Annotated in this window: 22 protein-coding genes; 21 read left to right on the top strand and 1 reads right to left on the bottom strand. The window is 34.1% G+C overall.

The window, feature by feature from the left end; all coding sequences use genetic code 11:
- Positions 1-2: 2 nt before the first annotated feature.
- The 12 genes from gmd to Q1K34_RS11050 all read left to right on the top strand — a co-directional run bounded on the left by gmd (position 3) and on the right by Q1K34_RS11050 (position 11,240).
- A complete protein-coding gene (gene gmd / locus Q1K34_RS11105; protein ID WP_300438566.1) occupies positions 3-1,133 on the top strand; it encodes a GDP-mannose 4,6-dehydratase in 1,131 nt (376 codons plus the stop codon).
- A 98-nt stretch (positions 1,134-1,231) separates the two neighbouring features.
- Positions 1,232-2,170 (top strand): GDP-L-fucose synthase, encoded by a 939-nt coding sequence (locus Q1K34_RS11100; protein ID WP_300438564.1) that lies wholly within the window; start codon positions 1,232-1,234, stop codon positions 2,168-2,170.
- Entirely contained in the window at positions 2,171-2,959 is a 789-nt protein-coding gene (locus Q1K34_RS11095) for a glycosyltransferase family 2 protein (RefSeq protein ID WP_300438561.1), read from the top strand.
- A gap of 100 nt (positions 2,960-3,059) precedes the next feature.
- Complete coding sequence (locus tag Q1K34_RS11090; protein ID WP_300438558.1) at positions 3,060-4,181, top strand: glycosyltransferase; 1,122 nt, start codon at positions 3,060-3,062, stop codon at positions 4,179-4,181.
- Positions 4,159-5,040: a glycosyltransferase family A protein gene (locus Q1K34_RS11085; protein WP_300438556.1), complete on the top strand. Its 882-nt coding sequence runs from the start codon at positions 4,159-4,161 to the stop codon at positions 5,038-5,040. The genes Q1K34_RS11090 and Q1K34_RS11085 overlap by 23 nt, the downstream gene beginning before the upstream one ends.
- Before the next feature lie 10 nt (positions 5,041-5,050).
- Positions 5,051-5,953 (top strand): alpha-1,2-fucosyltransferase, encoded by a 903-nt coding sequence (locus Q1K34_RS11080; protein ID WP_300438554.1) that lies wholly within the window; start codon positions 5,051-5,053, stop codon positions 5,951-5,953.
- Between the two features lie 20 nt (positions 5,954-5,973).
- Positions 5,974-6,807: a glycosyltransferase gene (locus Q1K34_RS11075; RefSeq protein ID WP_300438551.1), complete on the top strand. Its 834-nt coding sequence runs from the start codon at positions 5,974-5,976 to the stop codon at positions 6,805-6,807.
- Position 6,808: 1 nt separating this feature from the next.
- Complete coding sequence (locus tag Q1K34_RS11070) at positions 6,809-7,747, top strand: glycosyltransferase family 2 protein (RefSeq protein WP_300438548.1); 939 nt, start codon at positions 6,809-6,811, stop codon at positions 7,745-7,747.
- On the top strand, positions 7,744-8,850 hold the full coding sequence (gene wecB, locus Q1K34_RS11065; protein WP_300438545.1) for a non-hydrolyzing UDP-N-acetylglucosamine 2-epimerase: 1,107 nt from the start codon (positions 7,744-7,746) through the stop codon (positions 8,848-8,850). The genes Q1K34_RS11070 and wecB overlap by 4 nt, the downstream gene beginning before the upstream one ends.
- Positions 8,840-10,099 carry a UDP-glycosyltransferase gene (locus Q1K34_RS11060; RefSeq protein WP_300438542.1) on the top strand — a complete coding sequence of 420 codons (1,260 nt, stop codon included), beginning with the start codon at positions 8,840-8,842 and terminating at the stop codon, positions 10,097-10,099. Before wecB ends, Q1K34_RS11060 begins: the two co-directional genes overlap by 11 nt.
- The gene (locus tag Q1K34_RS11055; protein WP_300438540.1) at positions 10,096-10,749 is read left to right on the top strand and encodes a hypothetical protein; all 654 of its coding nucleotides are present in this window, start codon (positions 10,096-10,098) and stop codon (positions 10,747-10,749) included. Before Q1K34_RS11060 ends, Q1K34_RS11055 begins: the two co-directional genes overlap by 4 nt.
- Positions 10,750-10,793: 44 nt before the next feature.
- Positions 10,794-11,240, top strand: a complete 447-nt coding sequence (locus tag Q1K34_RS11050; RefSeq protein WP_300438538.1) for a glycosyltransferase — start codon at positions 10,794-10,796, stop codon at positions 11,238-11,240.
- A 44-nt stretch (positions 11,241-11,284) separates the two neighbouring features.
- Here the strand turns inward: Q1K34_RS11050 and Q1K34_RS11045 are convergent, their stop codons facing one another.
- Positions 11,285-12,250 (bottom strand): glycosyltransferase family 10, encoded by a 966-nt coding sequence (locus Q1K34_RS11045; protein WP_300438536.1) that lies wholly within the window; start codon positions 12,248-12,250, stop codon positions 11,285-11,287.
- A 117-nt stretch (positions 12,251-12,367) separates the two neighbouring features.
- Between Q1K34_RS11045 and Q1K34_RS11040 the strand changes: the two genes are divergently transcribed.
- From Q1K34_RS11040 to asnB, 9 genes are read left to right on the top strand one after another with little or no spacing between them, the layout of a single operon-like run.
- Positions 12,368-13,519: a glycosyltransferase gene (locus Q1K34_RS11040; RefSeq protein WP_300438534.1), complete on the top strand. Its 1,152-nt coding sequence runs from the start codon at positions 12,368-12,370 to the stop codon at positions 13,517-13,519.
- Position 13,520: 1 nt separating this feature from the next.
- Positions 13,521-14,690: a hypothetical protein gene (locus Q1K34_RS11035; RefSeq protein WP_300438531.1), complete on the top strand. Its 1,170-nt coding sequence runs from the start codon at positions 13,521-13,523 to the stop codon at positions 14,688-14,690.
- Positions 14,690-15,769, top strand: a complete 1,080-nt coding sequence (locus Q1K34_RS11030) for a glycosyltransferase family A protein (RefSeq protein WP_300438529.1) — start codon at positions 14,690-14,692, stop codon at positions 15,767-15,769. Before Q1K34_RS11035 ends, Q1K34_RS11030 begins: the two co-directional genes overlap by 1 nt.
- A gap of 3 nt (positions 15,770-15,772) precedes the next feature.
- A complete protein-coding gene (locus tag Q1K34_RS11025; protein WP_300438527.1) occupies positions 15,773-16,654 on the top strand; it encodes a hypothetical protein in 882 nt (293 codons plus the stop codon).
- 3 nt (positions 16,655-16,657) lie between these two features.
- Positions 16,658-17,659: an N-acetylneuraminate synthase family protein gene (locus Q1K34_RS11020; protein WP_300438524.1), complete on the top strand. Its 1,002-nt coding sequence runs from the start codon at positions 16,658-16,660 to the stop codon at positions 17,657-17,659.
- Positions 17,652-18,293, top strand: coding sequence for a hypothetical protein (locus Q1K34_RS11015; protein WP_300438521.1), 642 nt, complete (start codon positions 17,652-17,654; stop codon positions 18,291-18,293). Before Q1K34_RS11020 ends, Q1K34_RS11015 begins: the two co-directional genes overlap by 8 nt.
- Positions 18,290-19,450 (top strand): UDP-N-acetylglucosamine 2-epimerase, encoded by a 1,161-nt coding sequence (gene neuC / locus Q1K34_RS11010; protein WP_300438519.1) that lies wholly within the window; start codon positions 18,290-18,292, stop codon positions 19,448-19,450. The genes Q1K34_RS11015 and neuC overlap by 4 nt, the downstream gene beginning before the upstream one ends.
- Positions 19,450-20,142, top strand: coding sequence for an acylneuraminate cytidylyltransferase family protein (locus tag Q1K34_RS11005; protein WP_300438517.1), 693 nt, complete (start codon positions 19,450-19,452; stop codon positions 20,140-20,142). Before neuC ends, Q1K34_RS11005 begins: the two co-directional genes overlap by 1 nt.
- Complete coding sequence (gene asnB / locus Q1K34_RS11000; protein ID WP_300438514.1) at positions 20,142-21,863, top strand: asparagine synthase (glutamine-hydrolyzing); 1,722 nt, start codon at positions 20,142-20,144, stop codon at positions 21,861-21,863. Before Q1K34_RS11005 ends, asnB begins: the two co-directional genes overlap by 1 nt.
- Positions 21,864-21,890 lie beyond the last annotated feature (27 nt).

Raw genomic sequence — 21,890 nt, 5'->3', positions numbered from 1 at the left:
ATATGAATGATATTCGTAAAATTAAAAAAGCACTGATAACCGGAATTACAGGTCAGGATGGAGCATACCTGGCAGAATTTCTACTGGACAAAGGATATGAAGTTCATGGTATTAAAAGAAGGAGTTCCTCTTTTAATACGGATAGAGTTGACCATCTCTATCAGGATCCTCACGAAAAAAATATTAGATTTAAACTTCATTATGGTGATCTAAGTGATTCTATGAATCTTACCCGTATCATTCAGGAAGTACAACCTGACGAGATCTATAACCTTGGAGCGATGTCCCATGTAAAAGTAAGCTTCGAAACCCCCGAGTATACCGGAAATGTTGATGGGCTTGGAACCTTGCGAATACTTGAGGCCGTACGCTTACTTGGACTAACTCAGAAAACCAAAATCTACCAGGCCTCCACCTCAGAGCTTTTCGGAAAAGTACAGGAGGTGCCTCAAAATGAAAAAACTCCATTTTATCCCCGTAGTCCCTATGGTGTCGCAAAACTATATGCTTATTGGATGACAGTTAATTACAGGGAGGCTTATAATATGTATGCCTGTAACGGAATTTTATTCAATCATGAGTCTCCATTAAGAGGAGAAACATTTGTTACCAGAAAGATCACGCGAGCAGCGGCCCGAATTGCTTTAGGGATGCAGGACACCCTGTATTTAGGGAATCTTGATGCCCGCCGGGATTGGGGTCATGCTAGGGACTATATAAGAGCCATGTGGTTAATGCTGCAACAGGAAGAGCCAGATGATTACGTGATTGCCACAGGAGTAACTACTTCGGTAAGAGATTTCGTAAAGATGGCATTTTCTGAACTTGGAATTGAACTTAAGTTTGAAGGACAGGGAATTGAGGAAATTGCAAAAGTGACCTCATGCTCCAATCCTGAATTTCAGCTTGCGGAAGGAAATTGTGTGCTTAAAATAGACCCGGATTATCACCGACCAACCGAAGTGGACCTGTTAATTGGGGATGCATCTAAATGCAGGGAAAAACTGGGCTGGTCACCTGTATATAGCTTGGAGGACCTAGTAAGAGAAATGATAAAGTCTGATTTGAAACTCTTTCAAAAAGAAAAGTACTTAAGGGATGGAGGTCATGAGACGCTGGATTATAACGAATAGGCCCCCTAGCCCCCAAAGGGGGAGTTAAAAATAAGGGTGAAGAGTGAAGAGTGAAGGGTGAGGAGTGAAGAGAAAGAATTGAACAGAAAACGAATAGTTTGAATAAAGATTCGAAAATATATGTTGCGGGACATCGCGGAATGGTGGGCTCAGCATTGGTTAGAAAGCTGGAAGCAGAAGGTTTTACCAATCTGGTTTTAAAGACTTCAAAGGAGCTGGATCTGATCGATCAGAAAGAGGTTGTCTCTTTCTTTGAACAGGAAAAACCTGAATATGTTTTCCTGGCTGCAGCCAAAGTGGGAGGGATAGAAGCTAATAATACTTACCGGGCACAATTTCTTTACGAAAACCTGATGATACAAAATAATGTGATCCATCAGAGTTATGTTCATGGAGTAAAAAAACTTTTATTCCTAGCTTCTTCCTGTATCTATCCAAAATTAGCTCCACAGCCAATAAAGGAGGAATATCTGCTTAGTGGGAAGCTGGAACCTACTAACGAGCCTTACGCGATTGCTAAAATAGCAGGGGTTAAAATGTGTGAAAACTATAACCGGCAGTATGGCTGCAAGTTTATTTCGGTTATGCCTACCAATTTGTATGGTCCTAACGATAACTACGATCTACAAGAATCTCATGTGCTTCCTGCCTTATTGCGTAAATTTCATGAGGCTAAACAAAAAATGGATTCAACGGGCAAATTAGAAACTGTCGAACTGTGGGGTAGTGGAAATCCCAGAAGGGAGTTTCTACATGTAGACGATCTGGCGGAAGCCTGCTATCATTTAATGTTAACTTTTGAAGGTAATATTAGTGTTAATGTAGGTACAGGCAAAGATATCTCCATTAAAGAGCTTGCTGAACTTGTTAAAGAGATCACCGGTTTTGAGGGGAAGCTTGTTTGGAACATAGATAAACCTGATGGCACTCCAAGAAAATTACTCGATGTTTCTTTAATAGAAGATCTGGGCTGGAAATACAGGATTAAACTGCAAGAGGGGATAAAGAAAGTGTATCGCGAAAAATTTCTAAGTTAGATGCCTGGCAGACCATTAATATCTATTATTACGGTAAACCTCAATGATGTAAAAGGTTTGGAGAGAACGTTGAAAAGTGTTTTTGAACAAACCTGGCAGGAATTTGAATTTATAGTTATTGATGGTGCCTCTTCAGATGGGAGTAAAAAGCTAATTGAAAGTCATAATGAGAAGATAGATCGTTGGGTTAGTGAACCCGATAGTGGAATTTATAATGCCATGAACAAAGGGATTGAAATGTCCACTGGCCGATATTTATTATTCTTAAATAGTGGTGATCTCTTGAATACAAATGATATTCTTGAAGAAAGTTATGGACATTTAGCACATGAAGAGATAATTTATTTTAATGTGCTTGTAGAGGAAAAGGATCAACTTAAATTAATAGAATATCCACAGCAATTACGATTTTCAGATTTGCTATATGGAACTTTATGTCATCAATCGGTTTTTATAAGAAAGGAATTATTTCATAAGGCAGGTAAGTATGACGAAACTTTGAAAATTGTATCTGATTGGAAATTTTTGATTATATCACTGTTTAAGGAGAACTGTACTTGTAAAAAAGTTGATCTTCAACTAAGCATTGTCAATTCAGAAGGGATAAGTGCTTTATCTGAAAATGAATCATTGATTCTTGCGGAAAGAGAAAAAGTAATTCAAGATCATTTTAAGGCGTTTTTAAAGGAGGTTGAAGAATTAAACGATCTTAAGTTTCTAGTGGAAAACCTAAAAAAATCACGAAAAATAAATTTATTAGTAAGACTGGGATTATTAAAGAAATTTTAAATCAGACTTATGGCCTATGATGCTTTAAATTTATTTAGGATAATCTTTTCTTGCAGAAAAATATATTCCAAAATTTGGATTAAGTGTCTGAAATAAGATAATGAAATTATTAATAACCACCCCATTTTTAGTAAGCGTTGGCGGAACAGAAATAGAAACGCTTATTACTGCACAAGAACTGGCAGGCTCAGGACAGTTTCAAAAAATTGAGATATTTTCTCCTTACAAACCAGAGTTACAGAATTTTCAGGATCTAATTGTAGCTCAAAATATAAAATTTATTACCTATCCTGATTTTTTTAAAAAGCCACTTATAAAAAAAATCAACACCTTTTTAAGGCGAGTTTTTAATATAAAGTATTCTTTCATTGAGGATATGTATTGGAAGCTGCAATTCTTAAAACGATTTGACTATGTCTACGTTCTTACCTCACCCTCTCAAAAATATTATTTCCCAATATTTCGAAATTTTGATCTTAAAAAATGTTTGGTTAAATATACAATGATAGAGGAACAGGATTTTAAGGTGATGAAAAAAGAGTATTTAAAAGCCATTAAATGGAATATTGTTATGAGCTACAGGCATAAGGATCTTTTCAATACTATGCTTGATAGTAATAATATAGTTGTACAGGATATTATAATAGCCAATGAAGAACGTCTATTGCAATCTAAATCAAACAGGTCTTTTACTTTTGGTTTATTATCCAGGTTTTCTAGAGAGAAAAGGATAGAACAAGCAATTCTACTCATATATAATTTAACGTTAAGTGGTTTTAATCCTAATTTGATTATTCAGGGAGAAGGGGATAATAACTATGTTCTAGAATTAGAGAAATTAATAGAAGAATATAGCTTAGGGAATAATATAACATTACTAAAAAGAAGTATTTCTCCATCCAATACTCATTTATTTTATAAGAATATCTCATTTTTTCTAATTACATCAAAATTCGAGACAGGACCTTTAACCGGATTGGAAGCAATGGCTGCCGGAGTTCCGGTTCTATCTGTTGATGTAGGCGCTATGAAAGAACGATTAGGAAAACATACAGATTTAATTGTGAACGACTTTGAGGAAATGGTGGAAGTGGCAAAAAATCTAATGCAATTAAACGATGAAGTTTACCACGAACTTTCTACCTCAATAAAGAAGACTTATATTTCCAACTGTTCTAATTCACCCAAAATTAAGTCCCTTGGGAAACTCTTTTTTAATTGATAATGGTATGAAAGGATTGGTGTCTATAATAATTCCCTGTTATAATGATGGACGATATATTGAGCAGGCTATTCAATCAATTTTAGATCAAACTTATTCTAATAGGGAGATTATAGTCATAGACGACGGATCCAATAATGAAACCAAAAATATTCTTAAGGATCTTGATCAAAAAATAGACTTATTGATAACCCAGGAGAATCAAGGTACAAGTGCAGCTAGAAATATAGGTATTTCTTATGCAAAAGGAAAATTCATTCTTCCTCTGGACTCCGATGATTATTTTGAACCAGACTTTATTGAAAAAAGTGTAAATATTTTAGAAAAAGATTCGAGAGTAGGTTTAGTAACCTGTCATGCTCATATAATTAAGGACGATAATATAACTGGAGAAATTATATCTGTGGGAGGGCAGGCAAAAGATATGTTGATAAGGAATGGAGTGCTGGCTAATTCTTTATTCAGAAAGAAAGTATGGGAGGATGTTTCGGGATATGATGAAAAAATGGTCCAGGGTTATGAAGATTGGGATTTTAATATCTCAATTACCCAAAAAGGCTGGCAGGTTTATGTGATCGATGAATTTCTTTTTAATTATCGATTGAAGAAGAAATCAAGAAATACTTTTGCAAATTTTTCTCATAAATATGATTTGCTTACCTATATTAATTTAAAACATCAAGATACTTTCGTAAATAACTATAGTGAAAATATCCAGAATCTTTTTTCTCAGATGGAAAAAATCGAAAAGGAAAAAATTAGAATAGAAAACTCATTATCTAATCGATTAGGGATGGTAATCTTAAAGCCAATCAGGCTTATTAGAAGTATATTAAATAAAAATTCTCCTAGTTATTGAATTTAAATTTATGAGCAAAAAAAAACCTGTAATAATTGAAATTCTGGGAGGTATAGGGAATCAAATGTTTCAATTTGCACTCGCAAAAATTTTAGCTGAAAAAAATGACTCAGAATTATTTATTGACACTAACTTTTATAAAGAAACATCTCAAAACTTAAAGAATTTTCCAAGGTATTTTTCTGTTGGGATTTTTGACCTGCAATTTAAATTGGCAACTGAAAAAGAAAAAATTTTTTTTAAACATCCTTCATTAAAAAACAGGTTAAATAGAAAATTGGGACTGAATTATCCAAAAGTCTTTAAGGAGAAATCCTTTAACTTCGATCCAGAACTGCTTACCATGAAAGCGCCAATATTTTTAAAAGGATATTTTCAGAGTTACAAATACTTTGCTGGGACAGAAAGTAAAATAAGGCAATTGTATGAATTTCCTGTTGAAAAACTAGATAGTAGAAATGAAGAAATTAAAAGTAGAATTATAACTAAAACTTCTGTTTCTGTTCATATTAGGCGGGGAGATTATGTAGAGAATAGAAAAACCCAGGATTTTCACGGTAATTGCTCTGTCGAATATTATAAGAAGGCAGTTGAATATTTATCAGCAACAATAAAAGATTTCAACCTGGTATTTTTTTCAGATGATATTGAATGGGTTCAAAACCAATTTAAAGATTTGCCGTATGAAAAAAAATTTGTGACCGGCAATCTATACGAGAACAGTTGGAAAGATATGTATTTAATGAGCTTATGTGATCATAATATAATTGCTAATAGTTCATTTAGCTGGTGGGCAGCCTGGCTTAACAAAAATCCAGAAAAGAAAGTTGTAGCTCCAAAAAAATGGTTTGCTGATATGGATCAGGAACAAAAATCATTAGATTTATTACCTCCAGACTGGGTACGCATTTAAAATAAGTAGAAGAACTCTTAATGATAGAAAAACTATCTATAGTAATCCCGTGTTATAATGATCCTTTGTTCATTGAAGAAAGTATAGATTCTGCCATTTCTCAATCCTATGGAAATAAAGAGGTTATTGTCGTAGATGACGGTTCAGATGTTGAAACTAAGGAAATTATAAAAAGTTTTAAATCAAAAATTGACTTAATAATAACACAGGAAAATAAAGGATTAAGTGCAGCAAGAAATAAGGGGATTCAAGAAGCTAATGGAAAATATATCATAGTACAGGATAGCGATGATTATTTTGACTCTTCCTTTGCTGAAAAAGCAATCAATATTATAAGATCAAATGAAGACTGTAAAATTGTAACTTGTGAGGCAAGAAGATTTAGTCAGGCAGGAACTATAGATATTTTCACTCCGGTAGGAGGGAGCCTCCGAAATTTTTTATTTCAAAATTCAGCGATTGGAAACGCATTATTTAGAAAAGATGAATTTTTAAAAATTGAGGGTTATGATGAGGAGATGACGCAGGGTTTCGAAGATTGGGAATTTTATATTCGTCTTTTAGAGTTAGGAGGATATGCACATGTCATTAAAGAACCATTATTTAATTATAGGCAGAAGAATATTTCAATGCGAAGGGAAGCAAATCAGATTCAATTTGAAATCTGGGAATATATCTTTAAAAAAAATCGTCATCTGTATCTTGCCAGTTATGATAAATTAATAGAAAACTATACTAAGACATTAAGAAAGGAACGAAACCAGTTTTTAAAACTGAAAGATTCAAAAGAATATATCTTAGGTGACTTAATATTAAAGCCTTTTAGATATTTGAAAAAAAGATTCTTATCCTGATATGATTATAAATATTCCAGAAGTCAGCATTATAATGGCTACCTATAACCGGGCTCATTTTATTCTTGAAACTTTAAAATCTATCCAGAATCAAAATTTTCAAAATTGGGATTGTTTAATCATAGATGATGGCGGGAGTGATAACACTTTTGAGGTGATTGAACCAATTCTTAATACTGATTCACGCTTTAAATATCTTCAACGTCCCGAAAAGTATACTAAAGGTTTACCCGGATGCCGGAATTACGGCTTAGATAAAGCCGCCGGGGATTTTATTTTGTTTTTTGATGATGACGATATCGCTCATCCAGATTTGTTAGCAATTTCACATTCAGAATTATCAAACGGGAAGTTTGATTTTTGTAGATTTCAAAGAGAAACTTTTCAGGGAGAGTTTTTTTACAACTTCGATAATGATACAAACATAACGCGGGAATATTTAGGTGTAGAGAAGATCGAAAAAGTAGTTCTTAATGAAATTCCTTTTAATTCATGCCAGATTTTATGGAATAGAAGGTGTTTTGAAAATAAGCGATTCAAGGAAGATTTAATGTACGCGGAAGAATGGGAACTTTACTCCAGGATCTTATCTGATAACTTTAAGGGAGTCTCAATAAATAAAACACTAATGTATGGGCGTAAGCATGCTAATTCTAATACGGGAGAATATATGGGTGGAAATCAAATAAGGATTCAGTCTCATATAGAAGCTTATATTTTAGTATTCAAAAATCTAGTGACTAAAGACTTAATAACTCAAAATCTTTTAAAACATTTTTTACAGATGAGTTTTTATTTTAGGTCACCGCGATTGATAAAACTGATTTTAAAGAAATCTAATTATTCTCTTACACGCAAGCAATTGTATAGGGCAGGATTCTATTTTTATCCGTTAATTAGACCTCTTTTTGTTATAAAAGGTAAAATAATCGACGCTTGAAAATTTTGATTTGTTTTGGTACACGTCCAGAGGCAATTAAGATGGCTCCAGTGATACATGAGCTGACAAAGCATGGTCTTAAGCCAGTCGTATGTGTAACAGCCCAGCATCGCGAAATGCTGGATGGCGTGCTCAGTTTTTTTGAAATTATGCCAGATTATGATCTAGATTTGATGACTAAAAATCAGAATCTAAATCTTCTTAGCGCTGCAGTTTTAAAAGAGTTCAATACAATACTTCAGAAAGAAAAGCCTCAGGTTACCCTGGTTCAGGGTGATACCACAACAGCATTAATGGCTTCTATAGCATCTTTTCATAGTGGTATTCTCATAGGGCATATTGAAGCTGGATTGAGAACTTATAATTTGCAGGCTCCTTATCCCGAAGAGGCTAATCGCCAGTTAATTGGTAGATTGGCCGATTTTCATTTTGCTCCTACCATAAGATCAAAGCAAAATTTATTAAAGGAAGGAGTTCCGGAAGATAGAATAGTTTTAACCGGGAATACTATTGTTGACGCCTTAAATTTTGGAAGGTCTAGATTAGATAGTATTTCTAAAAATAGTGTGGCACAGGAAATCAGGAAAAAATTAGATCCTGATAAAAAGACTGTTCTGGTAACTGGTCATAGAAGAGAAAATTTTGGTGATGGCTTCCAGGAGATATGTATTGCCTTAAAAAAAATAGTTTCAACACAAAAAATACAAATAGTTTTCCCCGTTCATTTGAACCCAAATGTTCAAAATGCAGTATTAAAAAATCTCGCAGAACTGGATGATATTCATTTAATAGATCCTGTAGAATATCCAGTATTATTATGGTTATTGAGTATTTCTGATCTGGTTATTTCCGATTCTGGCGGTATCCAGGAGGAAGCACCAAGTTTTAATAAACCAATAATTGTTACTCGTGAAGTTTCAGAACGTATGGAAGGTGTAGATGCTGGAATTGCATTTTTAACTGGAGCATCAGAAAATAAAATAACAGAAAAAGTTTTTAATTTATTGAATAATGACTGGACGGGACTTGATGAAAATCCATATGGTGACGGACATGCCTCTGCAAGAATAGCTGAGTTTTTAATTATGATGAATGAAAAATAAAAAACCGGCCAAAATTTTAATCGTTGTAGAATCCATAGATGTGGAAAATAGTAGTGGGTCTAAGGCTAATGTTGCATTGATCCGAAATTTACATAATGCGGGTTATGACATAAAAGTTTATCATTATTCCAGGAAAGAAATTCAATTAGACAAAATTAAATGCATTAGTATCAAAGAGCGCAGAAGAAACTTAACCTTTTTGATCAGCAGAATAGAAAGGTATACTCGTAAATATTTAGGTTTAAATTCAAATAAATATATTGAAAATAAATTCGGTTTTTCATTTACTCTTTTCAATGATCGTAATAGTATTGTTTCGGAATTAAGAAGGGATAACTATAATGCTGATCTGGTTCTTAGCCTTAGTCAGGGAGGAAGTTTTAGACCCCATCATGCTCTTCTTAAAATGCCAGAATTTCATGAAAAATGGATGGCATACATACATGATCCTTATCCAATGCATGTATTCCCTCCGCCATATACCTATAGCGAGCCCGGTTGGAAGTCCAAAATAGAATTTGTAAAGGCTGTGTTTCAACGGGCGAAATATTTTGCTTTTCCAAGTAAGTTGTTAATGGAGTGGATGCATGATCATTATCATTTCGATATGGAAAAGGCTGTGGTTATTCCACACCAGTTAAATAAATCTACTAACAAACCAATTGACTATCCTTCCTTCTTTCAGCCATCAAATTTCAATTTAATTCATGCTGGAAATTTGTTGTGGGGAAGAGATCCGAAGGGTTTAATTCAAGGTTTTCAAAAATTTCTAAAAATTTATCCTGAAGCTAAAACTCATGCACGATTGATCTTTATTGGCGGTAAAAATCACTATTCCGAGTACCTTAAAAAGGTTTCTTCAAATACTAAGGAGATAGAAATAAGTGAAGATTATATTGCTTTTGAACAGGTGAATACATTGCAAAAACAGGCTTCTGTAAATATAATACTTGAAGCAAAGGCTGAGGTTAGTCCATTTCTTCCTGGGAAATTTCCACATTGTATAAGTGCCAATAGACCTATATTGTTACTTGGCCCTTCTAAAAGTGAATGTAGAAGATTACTGGGTGATGATTATCCTTGCTGGTCTGAGATTGATAATATAGAGAAAGTATTTTATATTATTGTAAGCTTATATACCGACTGGAAGGAGAATGATTTATGCGTACTAAATAGATCAGATTTAGATTATTATTTATCTGAAAACCGCCTTAAAGAAATTTTAGATTCAATACTTGAAAAAAAATGAAAATCTTAGTGGTGTCAATTTTTTCTCAACATTTTTTTAATTGGATACTACAATTAAAAAATACCAAACACGAAATTTATTGGATTGATGTTTTCGATTCGAATACTTATGTGCACAAAATAGATTTTGTTGGCCAGAAAGTGAAGTGGAAATATAAATGGGATTATCCAGGCCGACAAACTGTAAAGAAGCATTTTCCTTCTTTAAATAGTCATATTAATAGGTTCAATGAGAGAAATTTTTTTGATGTTTTTAATAAAGTAGTTGAGAAGTTTCAACCTGATGTTATACAAAGCTTTGAGCTGCATTCTGGCTGTTCATCCATTATTGATTTTATGGAAAAGCGAAAAGATTTAAAATGGATTTATTCGGCCTGGGGGAATGATCTTTTTTACTATAAAAATGAAGCAAATAAGTTAAAAAACATCAAGAGAGTACTTAAGCGCTTGGATTATATGTTCGCTGATTGTTCTCGAGATTATAAAATCGCAAGTGATTTAGGTTTTAATGGTTATTACCTAGGGACTTTTCCTGGAGGTGGTGGGTATGACCTAGCATATACAAATCCTATGGTTCTAGATTTTAATGAAAAAAAAACTATTCTTATCAAAGGCTATGAACATAATTTGGGAGGTGCCTTAACATATTAAAAGCTTTAATTCCTCTTAAAGATGATCTAAATAAATTCAACATCGTGATATTTGGTGCAAATGAACCAGTTTACGAATATATTGCAAATTCTGAATTACAGTACTGGGGAAATTTAGAGGTTTATGGAAATCTGGGAAGAGGTAATGTTTTGAAATTTATGGGTGAATCGCTTATTTATATTGGGAACAGTATCTCCGACGGGATGCCAAATACGCTTTTAGAAGCTTTAATTATGGAAGTATTTCCAATACAATCTAATCCCGGCGATGCCACTGCTGAAATTATACATCATAATCTGAATGGGTTTTTAATTCAAAATCCCGAATCTATTAGCGAATTGGAATCTTTAATTAAAAAGGCGATTCAAAATCCTGAAATGTTAAGAAATGGCATTGCTTATAATAAGAAAAATGTTAAGCATAAACTTCAAAGGGAATATATTCGAGAAGAGGTTTTGGAAAAGTACGATTACATTCAAAAAAATTTATAATTTGCTCCACTTTCCATTCTGAGTTGTTTATCAAAGGATAAATTTCAGCTATTTATTATGTAATTACATTTTTTAACGATGTTATCGAGCATTTTCTTATGAGTTTCTTTCCAAAATTTTTCAGGTTTTTCTATAAAGGAATTGTAAACATTTATACACTTATTTAATCTACTAATGAAATCTTCAGTACTCATATTTTTAATAAAATCGAGTAATTTCTCTGGATTTTCAATTTCTGAATAATCTATAAAACTTTTCCTGGGGAAAATCTCATAGATCGAGCTTTTTGATCCGCCATAATAGATAGGAAGACAGTAGTTTTCAATGCTTTCCCAAATTTTTTCTGTGATATATTTAGGATAAACCGTATTTTCAAAGCAGAGATTAAAGTTATAGTTCTTTAAAATATCCTTCTTTCTAGTATGCCTGTCAGTAAACCTTGAATCTTCTATAGATATACCTTTAGGCCAGCCCTGACCATAAATATCTACCATATTTTCAGATAATAAGTGGTGAGCAATATCGGACCTTTTTTTAATAAGATCTATATTACTTCCGTCGACTATCAATTTACTTGTTTTTCCTCCATTATAATAAGACATTAATGCTGCTACTCTTCTATGTGAAAGTTCAAAGTCTTTATTTAGAAGATCAAGTTTAGGTTTATTAAGAAATCTCTTTTCCTGATAAGTTACATTGTTTACAAAAACATCGCCGGTATAGGTATTCATTACGAGTACTTTAGGAAAAACAAAAAAAGGGTAAAAAGTAGAAGAACTGGTGGTAGAAAACCTGGGTTCCTGAGCCCAAATAAGATAATTTTTTCTTTTGGGATTTTTTAAAATAAACTTTTTGAGACTTCTGTGGTTTCCTGCAACAAAAATATCTGCTTTATTCTTATTGCTAATTATTTTTATTCCTTTTTTATTCAAATATAAAAGATCGTCCTTAGAAAAATTCTGATCAAAGGGAGTATAGGGTAAATGGCCAATTTTATATATGTTGATCATTTATTTTCTTATTTTAACCAAAGCTAACATTTTAATTTATTTTAGCCTTTAATACTCGAACTATGGCCTTTTTGGAGATAAAAGACCTTGTACTTATTTGATTTTCGAATTTAGTCTATGAAAATACTAATGGTATCTATGTTTTCTATTCATTTTTTTAGATGGGCAGAACAATTAAGAGATAGCGATCATGAGATCTATTGGATAGACGTATTTGATTCTAATACCTATGTAAAAAGTATAGATTTTATAGAACAAACAGTAGGATGGCGTAATAGATGGAATTATCCGGGAAGGTATTTGTTAAAATCTAAGGCTCCTGTTCTATATAAATTTCTAAATAAATTTAATCATAGGGATCTGAAATCTATTCTGGAAAAAAAAATCAGGGAGATAAAACCAGACATTGTTCATTCTTTTGTCCTACAGTCTGCTACATTTTCTATTTTGCCAGTAATGCGAAATTTCCCAGAAATAAAATGGGTCTATTCGGCATGGGGAAATGATTTGTTTTACAGACAAAACTTCGATAGGGATTTAAAGAATATAAAAGAAACTTTACTCGAAATTGATTATATGTTTGCTGATTGTTCTCGAGATTATTTATTGGCTAAGGATTTTGGATTTAAAGGTAAATATTTAGGCACTTATCCTACAGGTGGTGGATATAATCTAGAGGAATATGATAGGTTTATCTCTAGCTTTAAAGAAAAGCAAGGCATAATCATAAAAGGATATCAAGGTAAATTGGGCCGGTGTAATAGGGTACTCGAAGGCTTAATTAAAATTAAATCTGAATTAAAAGAATACAGGATCACGATTTATGGTGCAAATAAAGAAGTTTTTGAATTTGCCAGAAAAAATGGATTGCTGGAGTGGGATAATTTTGAAATAAAGTATAACCTTACTCAGACAGAAGTTTTAAAACTGATGGGCAATGCAAGAATTTCAATTGGGAATAGCATTTCAGATGGTCTGCCTAATACGCTACTTGAGGCAATAATCATGAATTCGTTTCCTATTCAATCAGATCCGGGTGGGGCCACCTCCGAATTAATTGGTCATGAGAAAAATGGATTTTTGATTAATGACCCTGAAGATTATAACGAAATTGGAGAATTAATATCAAGAGCAATTAATGACCCGGTGTTTATGAAAAAGGCTATTAGACATAATACCGAGCGAATTAAACCCTTTTTAGAAAGGGGTTATATTAAATATGAAGTGCAAAAACAGTATAGGTCTATAGAAAAACAGCTGATAGGTTAATATGATAATCATTGATAAGCCCCAATTAGAAAAAAGAAATGATAAGGTTATATTATCCGTTGACTTTGAAATTGAAGCTGATAGGAGAAAATTATGGTATTCTTTTTCAAATAAATATGAAGAATATCTAATTGTTGAACAGCTTGATGCCTTTGTTGTTGGATTATTGTTTTTAGGTCTGAAGACAGGTCATAATATCAAATTAAATGCTCCTATATCGGCCAGGCTTTTTTATAGTTTGAACCATTATTTGATTGATGCCTTCTGTTTAGTTAATCCTGATTATAAAAGGATAAAAATTATTCCATCATCCTTAAGTACTTCAGATTTTAATGTAGCGAATACAGCAGGCACCGGCTTGTCCTGCGGAATCGATTCTTTTGCCACCTATTTTGAGCATAAAAATGAAGTAAGCCCATACCTGATTGAATATTTCACCTTCTTTAATGTAGGTTCCCATGGTGATAATGGAGGAGATAAGGCCAGAAAAATTTTCAACGAAAGGTTTAATAATGTATCTCAGTTTGCCGAAAAGGTGAACCGGGAAGTTATTACAGTAGATTCTAATCTTAGTGAAATTTTAAAAATGAAATTTCAGGAAACCTATAACCTTAGAACGATTTCCTGTGCACTTCTTTTGCAGAAATTATTTAAGAATTATTACTATTCCTCTGGTACCCGTTTCGATCATTTTGCTTTTAATAATAAGGAAATAGCAGATCTAGATATGCTAGTCATTCCGAATTTATCTACTGAATCAACCTCTGTTTTTGTGAGTGCCCTTAAATATTCGAGAATAGACAGAACTGAATTGATTTCCGAATTCCCTCAAACATACGAACATCTTGATGTGTGCACTCATCCGTATATAGAAGGGAGAGATGAAATAAACTGTTCTGAATGCTATAAATGTCAGAGAACAATGCTAACATTAGAATTACTAGGGAAACTTGAATTTTATGAAAAAGTATTCGACCTTGATAAATTTAGAAAAAACAAGAAGAAGTATATTGGTTGGTTATTATCAAAAAAGAAAAAGCTGACGCTGGACCGAGAGTTAATAAGAGTAATAAAAGAGATGAACCAAATGGATTCCGAGATCTATTTTTACATGATAAAGAATATATTATATCGTCAAAAATTAAAATTAAAAAGGATCTTTAACTCATAATGCTTTCAATCTTATATCCATATCGTAACAGAGATTCAAGAAGGTTAAAAAGATCGTTCGATTCTCTCTCAAACCAAACCAATAACAACTTTGAAGTTTTTTTTATTGATTATGGATCTACCCCCGATATTGCAGCAGATATAAAAAAATTGTGTCAAAATTACCCTTTTATTAGCTACCAGTTTTATCCCACTCAATACCAGCCCTGGAATAAAAGCAGGGCTCTCAATTCGGTGATCAAAAATTTAAAAACGGACTTTTGTTTTGTTGCAGATGTGGATGTTATTTTTCATCCTGAATTTTTGGAAACGGCTTATAATTTGACGAAAACAGGACAGACCACTTATTTTCAGGTAGGTTATTTAAGTTCATCAGAAAGCCGGAAGACCAAAGCATTTAGTGAATATTCAGATTACAGGTTAAGTACGAATGAAGCAACTGGCTTAAGTCTTTTTTCTGTTGCTCAGTTAAAGGAATTAAATGGGTTTGACGAATTTTATCATTTCTGGGGAGCTGAAGATACCGATATGCACATAAGATTGAAAAATGCGGGTTACGGGGTTAAATTTTATGATGAAGAACTCTTATTATTACATCAATGGCATCCTTCTTACCAAAACCGCGAGAGAACAGGATCAACTTCCGAACTTAAGCTTTCAGGAATACTTCCCCTAAATCACCAGCATCTTAAATATGCTATGAATAATGGAGTAACCAGGGTCAATAATGAGCGTTGGGGAGAGAATCTAAGCAAAGAGGAATTTGATAAACTGGAAGAGGCCGAATTATTTATGGAAGTTACCAATGAGAAACGACAGGTAGAAGATATCTTATTCGGGCAGTTACCTGGTTTTAGTAAGACAATAATAAAGATCAGGTTTGTTACAGATCCCTTTGAGAAGACTCTGAAGTTCAAGGTCAAACGATTTTTAGGTAAGAAAGTTCCGGAATATTATACTTTAAGAGAGGTAAACGATAAGGTATTGTTGCATCTTATTTCATTCTATCGAAACAAGCCCTATGCTGTAAAGATCAATAATGACAAAGGCAAAATAGAGGTTACTGTAAAATTTTCTTAGTTCATGTCTTTAAAATTAAGGTTCAAGAGTTTTCTTTTCAGGTTTTTAGAGATCCTACCTAATAGGCTGGGGGATCAGGTTTATTATAAAGTTCAGGATTTATTCAGTAAAGAGGACCTGGATTTTAAAATTAGATCTTCTCATAACAGTTTCAGGACTTTTCAAACAATAACTTGGGAAAATGGAATAGAGATTAAAGATCGGGTTGTTATAGAAATAGGGTCTGGGTGGTTGCCGCTAATGCCTTACTTTTTTCGTTATATAGGAAGAGCCAAAAAAGTAGAAACTTTCGATCTTAACAGGCATTACCAAAAAAAAAATATTGAAAAGTTGAATGATGCTTTTTCGAAAGAATATGAAGTAGAGATCAGCAAGGATAAGGATAAAGAGTCAGCCTACTCACTTCCCGAAGATATTAAATATTATCCTAATACGAATATTTTAGACCAAAAGCTTACAAATTGTGATCTGGTGTTTTCACGTTTTGTATTGGAGCATATGAAGCCGGAAACCATTAAGTCAATGCACCTTAAAATTAAAAACGAATCAAGGCCGGGAGCTCATATCGTACATCTTATTTCTCCAGGAGACCACCGGGCATATGTAGATAAAAATCTATCGCTTCAGGATTTTTTAAAGTATTCAGAACATGAGTGGAAAAAGAAGCACACAAGATTTGATTATCATAATAGATTACGGTTGCCTCAATATTTAAAAATCTTTAATAAATTGAATTTAGAGATTGTTCATGTTAGTTATGAGGTGCCCGATGAAAATTCAGAATATTACAGGAAATTTAAAGCGCTAGAGCTGCACCAGGATTATAGGAATTTCACAGATGAGGAATTAATGGCTGGGGCAATTAATATTATTTTAAAAGTATAATGTATGTTTATAATCGCTGAAGTAGGTCAGGCTCATGAGGGAAGTCTTGGAATGGCTCTTTCTTATATTGATGCGCTCGCAGAAACTGGGGTGGACGCTGTGAAATTCCAAGTACATATTGCAGAAGCAGAGAGTAGCATTTATGAGCCTTTCAGGATCAAGTTTTCTGAGCAGGATAAAACAAGATTCGATTACTGGAAACGAATGGAATTTACCTCTGAAGAATGGAAGATACTGAAACTAAGATGTGATGTGAAAAGAGTGGAGTTTCTTGCTTCTCCTTTTAGTAATAAAGCCGTGGATCTCCTTGAAGAACTTGGAGTTAAAAGGTACAAGATTGGTTCTGGGGAGGTTTCTAATTTTTTGCTTTTAGAAAAAATAGCTAAAACAGGAAAGCCTCTAATTTTGTCCTCAGGGATGAGTTCTTATTCTGAACTGGATTCGACTGTCGAATTCTTAAAGGAAAGGAAGGTTCCTTACAGTATCTTGCAATGCACTACCGCATACCCTACACAGCCCGAGCAATATGGATTGAATGTGATACCAGAACTAAGGGAGCGATATAAAGTTGAGGTAGGTTATTCAGATCATTCCGCAAAAAAAGAGACCTGTATAGCTGCTACAACTCTTGGCGCTGAAATTCTTGAATTTCATGCCGTATTCAGCAGAAAAAGTTTTGGACCTGATGCAACTTCCTCTTTAGAAATTGATGAGATTACAGAATTGGTTTGCTCAGTAAGAAATATTTCAAAAGCCTTAAAGAATCCGGTAGATAAATCGGATAATAGGGAATATGAAAAATTAAAATCTATTTTTGAGAAATCTTTGGCAGTAAATAAGAACCTAAGGAAAGGGCATATACTTAAATTTGAAGATATGGAAGCTAAAAAGCCAAAAGATAGAGGGATAGATGCCAAAAAATTTAGAGAAGTAATAGGTAAGAACCTTAAGACTATTCTTAATAGATGGGATTTTTTAAAGGAGGAAGATATTTTGAATGAATAAAAAGGATTTCATAAAAGAGCAATACAATAAATTTTCAAGAGCTGAGGGGAGCCAGTTCATTGCTAGTGAGTATGCATTAGGCGAAATTCTAAATTTTATAAATAAATTTAAACCAGAGAATATTCTAGAAGTGGGTGTTGGCATAGGTACTATTTCTGGCTCTATAATTAAAGCTTATAAAAATGAATACGGACCTAAGGTTTACGGTACCGAAAATAACAAATTTTGTCTATCTAAATTACCTGAAAACCTCGGTAAGGATTATACCTTTCTAAAATTGTTCCCTTCTATTAAGGATTTGCCAGGAGATATAGAATTCGACTTGATAATAATTGATGGTAAAGAATCTAATTTGAAATCCATAAAACATTTCATAAATGATCATTGTATTATTTTGGTAGAAGGGGACAGAAAGGAGCAAACAGAAATTTGTCAGAATCTTTTTCCCAGTTCGAAGTCTGTACATTTGATAACCAGCAAGAAGAATAGTTCTTACTCAAACCGAGCTAAAGAGCATTACCAGGGAGGTATTAAAGTGATTTTTACGAATCCTCACTTTACTCATTTTTTAGAATGGTTTAAATTGAAATTAACTTCAAAATTTCATTTCCAAATTAGAAAATTTTTAAGATGAAAAAGCGAAGAAAAATCTGTGTAGTAGTAACTGCCCGACCGTCTTATAGTCGTATTAAGTCAGCACTTACTGCCATCAAGGATCACCCATCATTGGAACTTCAGCTGGTAATAGCCGGTTCGGCTTTGCTGGACAGATATGGAAATGCTGCAGATTTTATTGAAAAAGACGGTTTTAAAGCTGTTGCAAAAGTCTTTATGGTCCTGGAGGGAGAAAATCCTACTACTATGGCTAAAACCACGGGGATTGGAGTAATGGAACTTACGAACGTGTTCTATAATCTTCAACCTGATGCAGTGGTAACCATAGCCGACAGGTTTGAGACGATCGCCACCTCAATTGCCGCGGCCTATCAGAATATCCCCCTGGTGCATATTCAGGGAGGAGAGGTGACCGGGAGTATAGATGAAAAGGTTAGACATGCCAATACGAAACTGGCTGATCTACACTTGGTATCCAGTAACGATGCCAGGGAAAGAGTGATCAAATTAGGTGAAGACCCGGAAAAGGTTATTAATACCGGTTGTCCTTCAATTGACCTGGTCAAGGAGATTTGTTTTGAAGAACAGTTGACCTTCGATCCAATTAAAAAATATGGAGGAGTTGGCGAAAATCTGAATTGGAAAGGTGGATATGCAGTTGTGATGCAGCACCCGGTTACTACTGAATATAAAAAGGCCAGAGAGCATATTACTGAAACACTTGAGGCTATAAATAAGTTAGATTATCCCGTTTTCTGGTTCTGGCCGAATGTTGATGCAGGTTCTGACGGGACGTCTAATGGAATTAGAACATTTAGAGAAATGAAAAAACCTCAAAATATTCATTTCTTTAAGAATATGGATCCACTCGATTTTCTTAGATTATTGAAGCATTCTAAGGCACTTATAGGAAATTCCAGCGTGGGGATCAGGGAATGTTCATATTTGGGGACTCCAGTAATAAATGTAGGAAACCGACAAAACCGAAGATTGCGAGGAAATAATGTGGTGGATGTGACCCATGATAGGGATGAAATATTAAAGGCAATTAGAGCGGCGATTCATTCAGAAAAATATCCTTCATTAAATATTTACGGAGATGGAGATGCAGGAAATAAAATTGCTAACCTACTGGCGAAAACAGAACTAAGCTTTAGTAAAACGATTAGTTATTAATGAGAATTCTTGGAATCATACCGGCAAGGGGTGGAAGTAAGGGAATACCGGGAAAGAACATCAAGTATTTAGGGGAGAAGCCACTTTTAGCATATACCACCGAAGCCACTTTGAAATCGAAATTGCTTAACAGAAGTATTCTAAGCTCAGATTCCGAAGAAATTATTGAGGTGGGAAAGAAATTAGGGATACAAGTCCCATTTGTGCGTCCCGCAAAATTTGCCAAAGATGATTCTGCTTCCATTAAAGTATTGAAACAAGCTTTATATTTTTTTATCAAAGAAAATATACATTTTGATGCTGTCTGTATTCTGCAGCCCACAACTCCTTTCCGGAGAGAAGGCCTTATAGATGATGCAATAAAAAAATTTGAATCAGGAAGCTATGATTCCCTGGTAAGCGTTCGCGAAGTTCCCCACGAATATAATCCTCATTGGGTATTTGAAGAAAAAAAAGGGAAACTGGAAATTGCTACCGGAGAGAAGGAAATCATTTCTCGCAGGCAGGAGCTGCCGAAGGCATACCACAGGGATGGAGCAATTTATCTTACAAAGACTGAGGTTATTTTAGATTCTAATTCCATTCTTGGCAAAAAGATTGGCTTTATAGATACCACAGATGAGGATTATGTGAACCTTGATAACATGGAGGACTGGAAGAAAGCCGAAGAAATTCTGAAAAAAAGAAGTTAATGTGTGGTATCGCCGGAATTATAGGAAATAGAATTCAAAAGACTGATATTGAAAAAATGCTTATCTTCATAGCTCATCGGGGTCCAGATGCCAGGGGTATTTATGAAGACAAAGGATTTGCTGTTTTAGGGCACAATCGCCTTTCTATTATTGATCTTTCGCATGAAGCAGATCAGCCTTTTAATGATCCTAGCGGCCGTTATCACCTAAGTTTTAATGGGGAGATTTACAATTACCAGGAATTAAGGACTGAAATAGGCCAGAGATATGAATTCAGAACCAGTTCAGACACCGAAGTTTTACTGGCTGCCTATATTCTTTGGGGGAAAAGTTGCCTGGGAAAACTGAATGGAATGTTTGCTTTCGCCATCTGGGACAGTAAGGAGAAAAAGCTTTTTGCGGCCCGGGACAGATTCGGGGTTAAACCTTTTTATTATAATTACTCCAATAATGAATTTCTTTTTGCCAGCGAAATAAAAGCTATCCGCCGGGTTAAACCTGCGGGGCCTAATGAAAAAATATGGGCTAATTATTTTTGTTATGGTTCTTACGGATCTTATTCAGAAACTTTTTATAAGGATATAGATCAATTACCAGCAGGACATTTCATTGAATATAAAAACGCCAATCTCTCCATTGAAAAATGGTATGATTTCCCTGAGAAGATCAGAAATATTTCAAATAATCTTTCAGAAGACGAGATTAAAGAGAAATATCTGGAGTTGCTTATTGATTCTATTAGGTTAAGGTTTCGGGCCGATGTCGAGGTTGGATTCAATATTAGTGGAGGTATAGACAGTTCCTTATTACTTGCACTGGTTAATGATTACAGCAGTAGTAAAAGAATAAGAGCTTTTACATTTTATACTGGTGATGAAAGATATGATGAACTGCCGTGGGTAGAAAGAATGATAAGGCAAACCGGGAATCCCCTTGAAAAGGTAAGACTTACCCGTGAGGAAGTACCCGAATATGCAAAATTATTGAGTGATGTTCAGGAAGAACCTTTTGGGGGGATACCTACCATAGCCTATTCCAAAATTTTTGAAAAGGCGAATCAATCAGGGATTAAGGTTTTGATGGATGGTCAGGGAATGGATGAGCAATGGGCAGGATATGATTATTATACAGCTCAAAACAGTTCTGTAGTGCAAGGTACCGGAAATTCCAGCTCTTTTAAACCAAATGTCCTAAACAGCTATTTTAGAAAGCTGGCCAAAAAACCAGAGTATCCGACACCTTTCGACTCCCGAATTCAGAATTTGCAATACCGTGATCTCTTTTATACCAAACTCCCGCGGGCATTGAGATTTAACGATCGTATCTCGATGGCTTTTAGTACTGAGCTAAGAGAACCTTTCCTTGATTACAGGTTGGTGGAACTCGCATTTTCCCTTCCCGATGCCATGAAGATCAGTGGAGGAACTCATAAATATTTATTACGCGAGATTATAAAAGGATTTGTTACGAATAAAATTTCAGAGGCTCCCAAAAGAGCCTTACAAACGCCCCAAAGAGAGTGGTTAGGTGAAGAACTGAGGACTTTTGTAACTGAAAATTTAGCCAATTTAGAAGACTCCGCTTTTCAATCTTGGTTTGATCATGATCTAATCCGGAAAGAATGGGCTCTATATCAAAAAGGTCCAAAACCTAATAGTTTTTTCCTCTGGCAATGGATAAATACAAGTCTTATAGCTTCGGGTATTCAGGAAACTACTTAGTTTTCTATATTTGAAGAGTTCCATAAA

The organism is Christiangramia sp., assembly GCF_029937855.1.
Classification (GTDB): domain Bacteria; phylum Bacteroidota; class Bacteroidia; order Flavobacteriales; family Flavobacteriaceae; genus Christiangramia.
Note: the sequence above shows the minus strand (reverse complement) of the source record. Positions and strands in the feature narration are given on the sequence as shown.

Excerpts from the sequence above, each read along its gene's own strand:
- gmd (WP_300438566.1), top strand. The coding sequence starts at position 3 with ATGAATGATATTCGTAAAATTAAAAAAGCACTGATAACCGGAATTACA.
- Q1K34_RS11095 (WP_300438561.1), top strand. The coding sequence starts at position 2,171 with ATGCCTGGCAGACCATTAATATCTATTATTACGGTAAACCTCAATGAT.
- Q1K34_RS11090 (WP_300438558.1), top strand. The coding sequence starts at position 3,060 with ATGAAATTATTAATAACCACCCCATTTTTAGTAAGCGTTGGCGGAACA.
- Q1K34_RS11080 (WP_300438554.1), top strand. The coding sequence starts at position 5,051 with ATGAGCAAAAAAAAACCTGTAATAATTGAAATTCTGGGAGGTATAGGG.
- Q1K34_RS11075 (WP_300438551.1), top strand. The coding sequence starts at position 5,974 with ATGATAGAAAAACTATCTATAGTAATCCCGTGTTATAATGATCCTTTG.
- Q1K34_RS11070 (WP_300438548.1), top strand. The coding sequence starts at position 6,809 with ATGATTATAAATATTCCAGAAGTCAGCATTATAATGGCTACCTATAAC.
- Q1K34_RS11060 (WP_300438542.1), top strand. The coding sequence starts at position 8,840 with ATGAAAAATAAAAAACCGGCCAAAATTTTAATCGTTGTAGAATCCATA.
- Q1K34_RS11055 (WP_300438540.1), top strand. The coding sequence starts at position 10,096 with ATGAAAATCTTAGTGGTGTCAATTTTTTCTCAACATTTTTTTAATTGG.
- Q1K34_RS11045 (WP_300438536.1), bottom strand. The coding sequence starts at position 12,250 with ATGATCAACATATATAAAATTGGCCATTTACCCTATACTCCCTTTGAT.
- Q1K34_RS11040 (WP_300438534.1), top strand. The coding sequence starts at position 12,368 with ATGAAAATACTAATGGTATCTATGTTTTCTATTCATTTTTTTAGATGG.
- Q1K34_RS11035 (WP_300438531.1), top strand. The coding sequence starts at position 13,521 with ATGATAATCATTGATAAGCCCCAATTAGAAAAAAGAAATGATAAGGTT.
- Q1K34_RS11030 (WP_300438529.1), top strand. The coding sequence starts at position 14,690 with ATGCTTTCAATCTTATATCCATATCGTAACAGAGATTCAAGAAGGTTA.
- Q1K34_RS11025 (WP_300438527.1), top strand. The coding sequence starts at position 15,773 with ATGTCTTTAAAATTAAGGTTCAAGAGTTTTCTTTTCAGGTTTTTAGAG.
- Q1K34_RS11020 (WP_300438524.1), top strand. The coding sequence starts at position 16,658 with ATGTTTATAATCGCTGAAGTAGGTCAGGCTCATGAGGGAAGTCTTGGA.
- Q1K34_RS11015 (WP_300438521.1), top strand. The coding sequence starts at position 17,652 with ATGAATAAAAAGGATTTCATAAAAGAGCAATACAATAAATTTTCAAGA.
- neuC (WP_300438519.1), top strand. The coding sequence starts at position 18,290 with ATGAAAAAGCGAAGAAAAATCTGTGTAGTAGTAACTGCCCGACCGTCT.
- Q1K34_RS11005 (WP_300438517.1), top strand. The coding sequence starts at position 19,450 with ATGAGAATTCTTGGAATCATACCGGCAAGGGGTGGAAGTAAGGGAATA.
- asnB (WP_300438514.1), top strand. The coding sequence starts at position 20,142 with ATGTGTGGTATCGCCGGAATTATAGGAAATAGAATTCAAAAGACTGAT.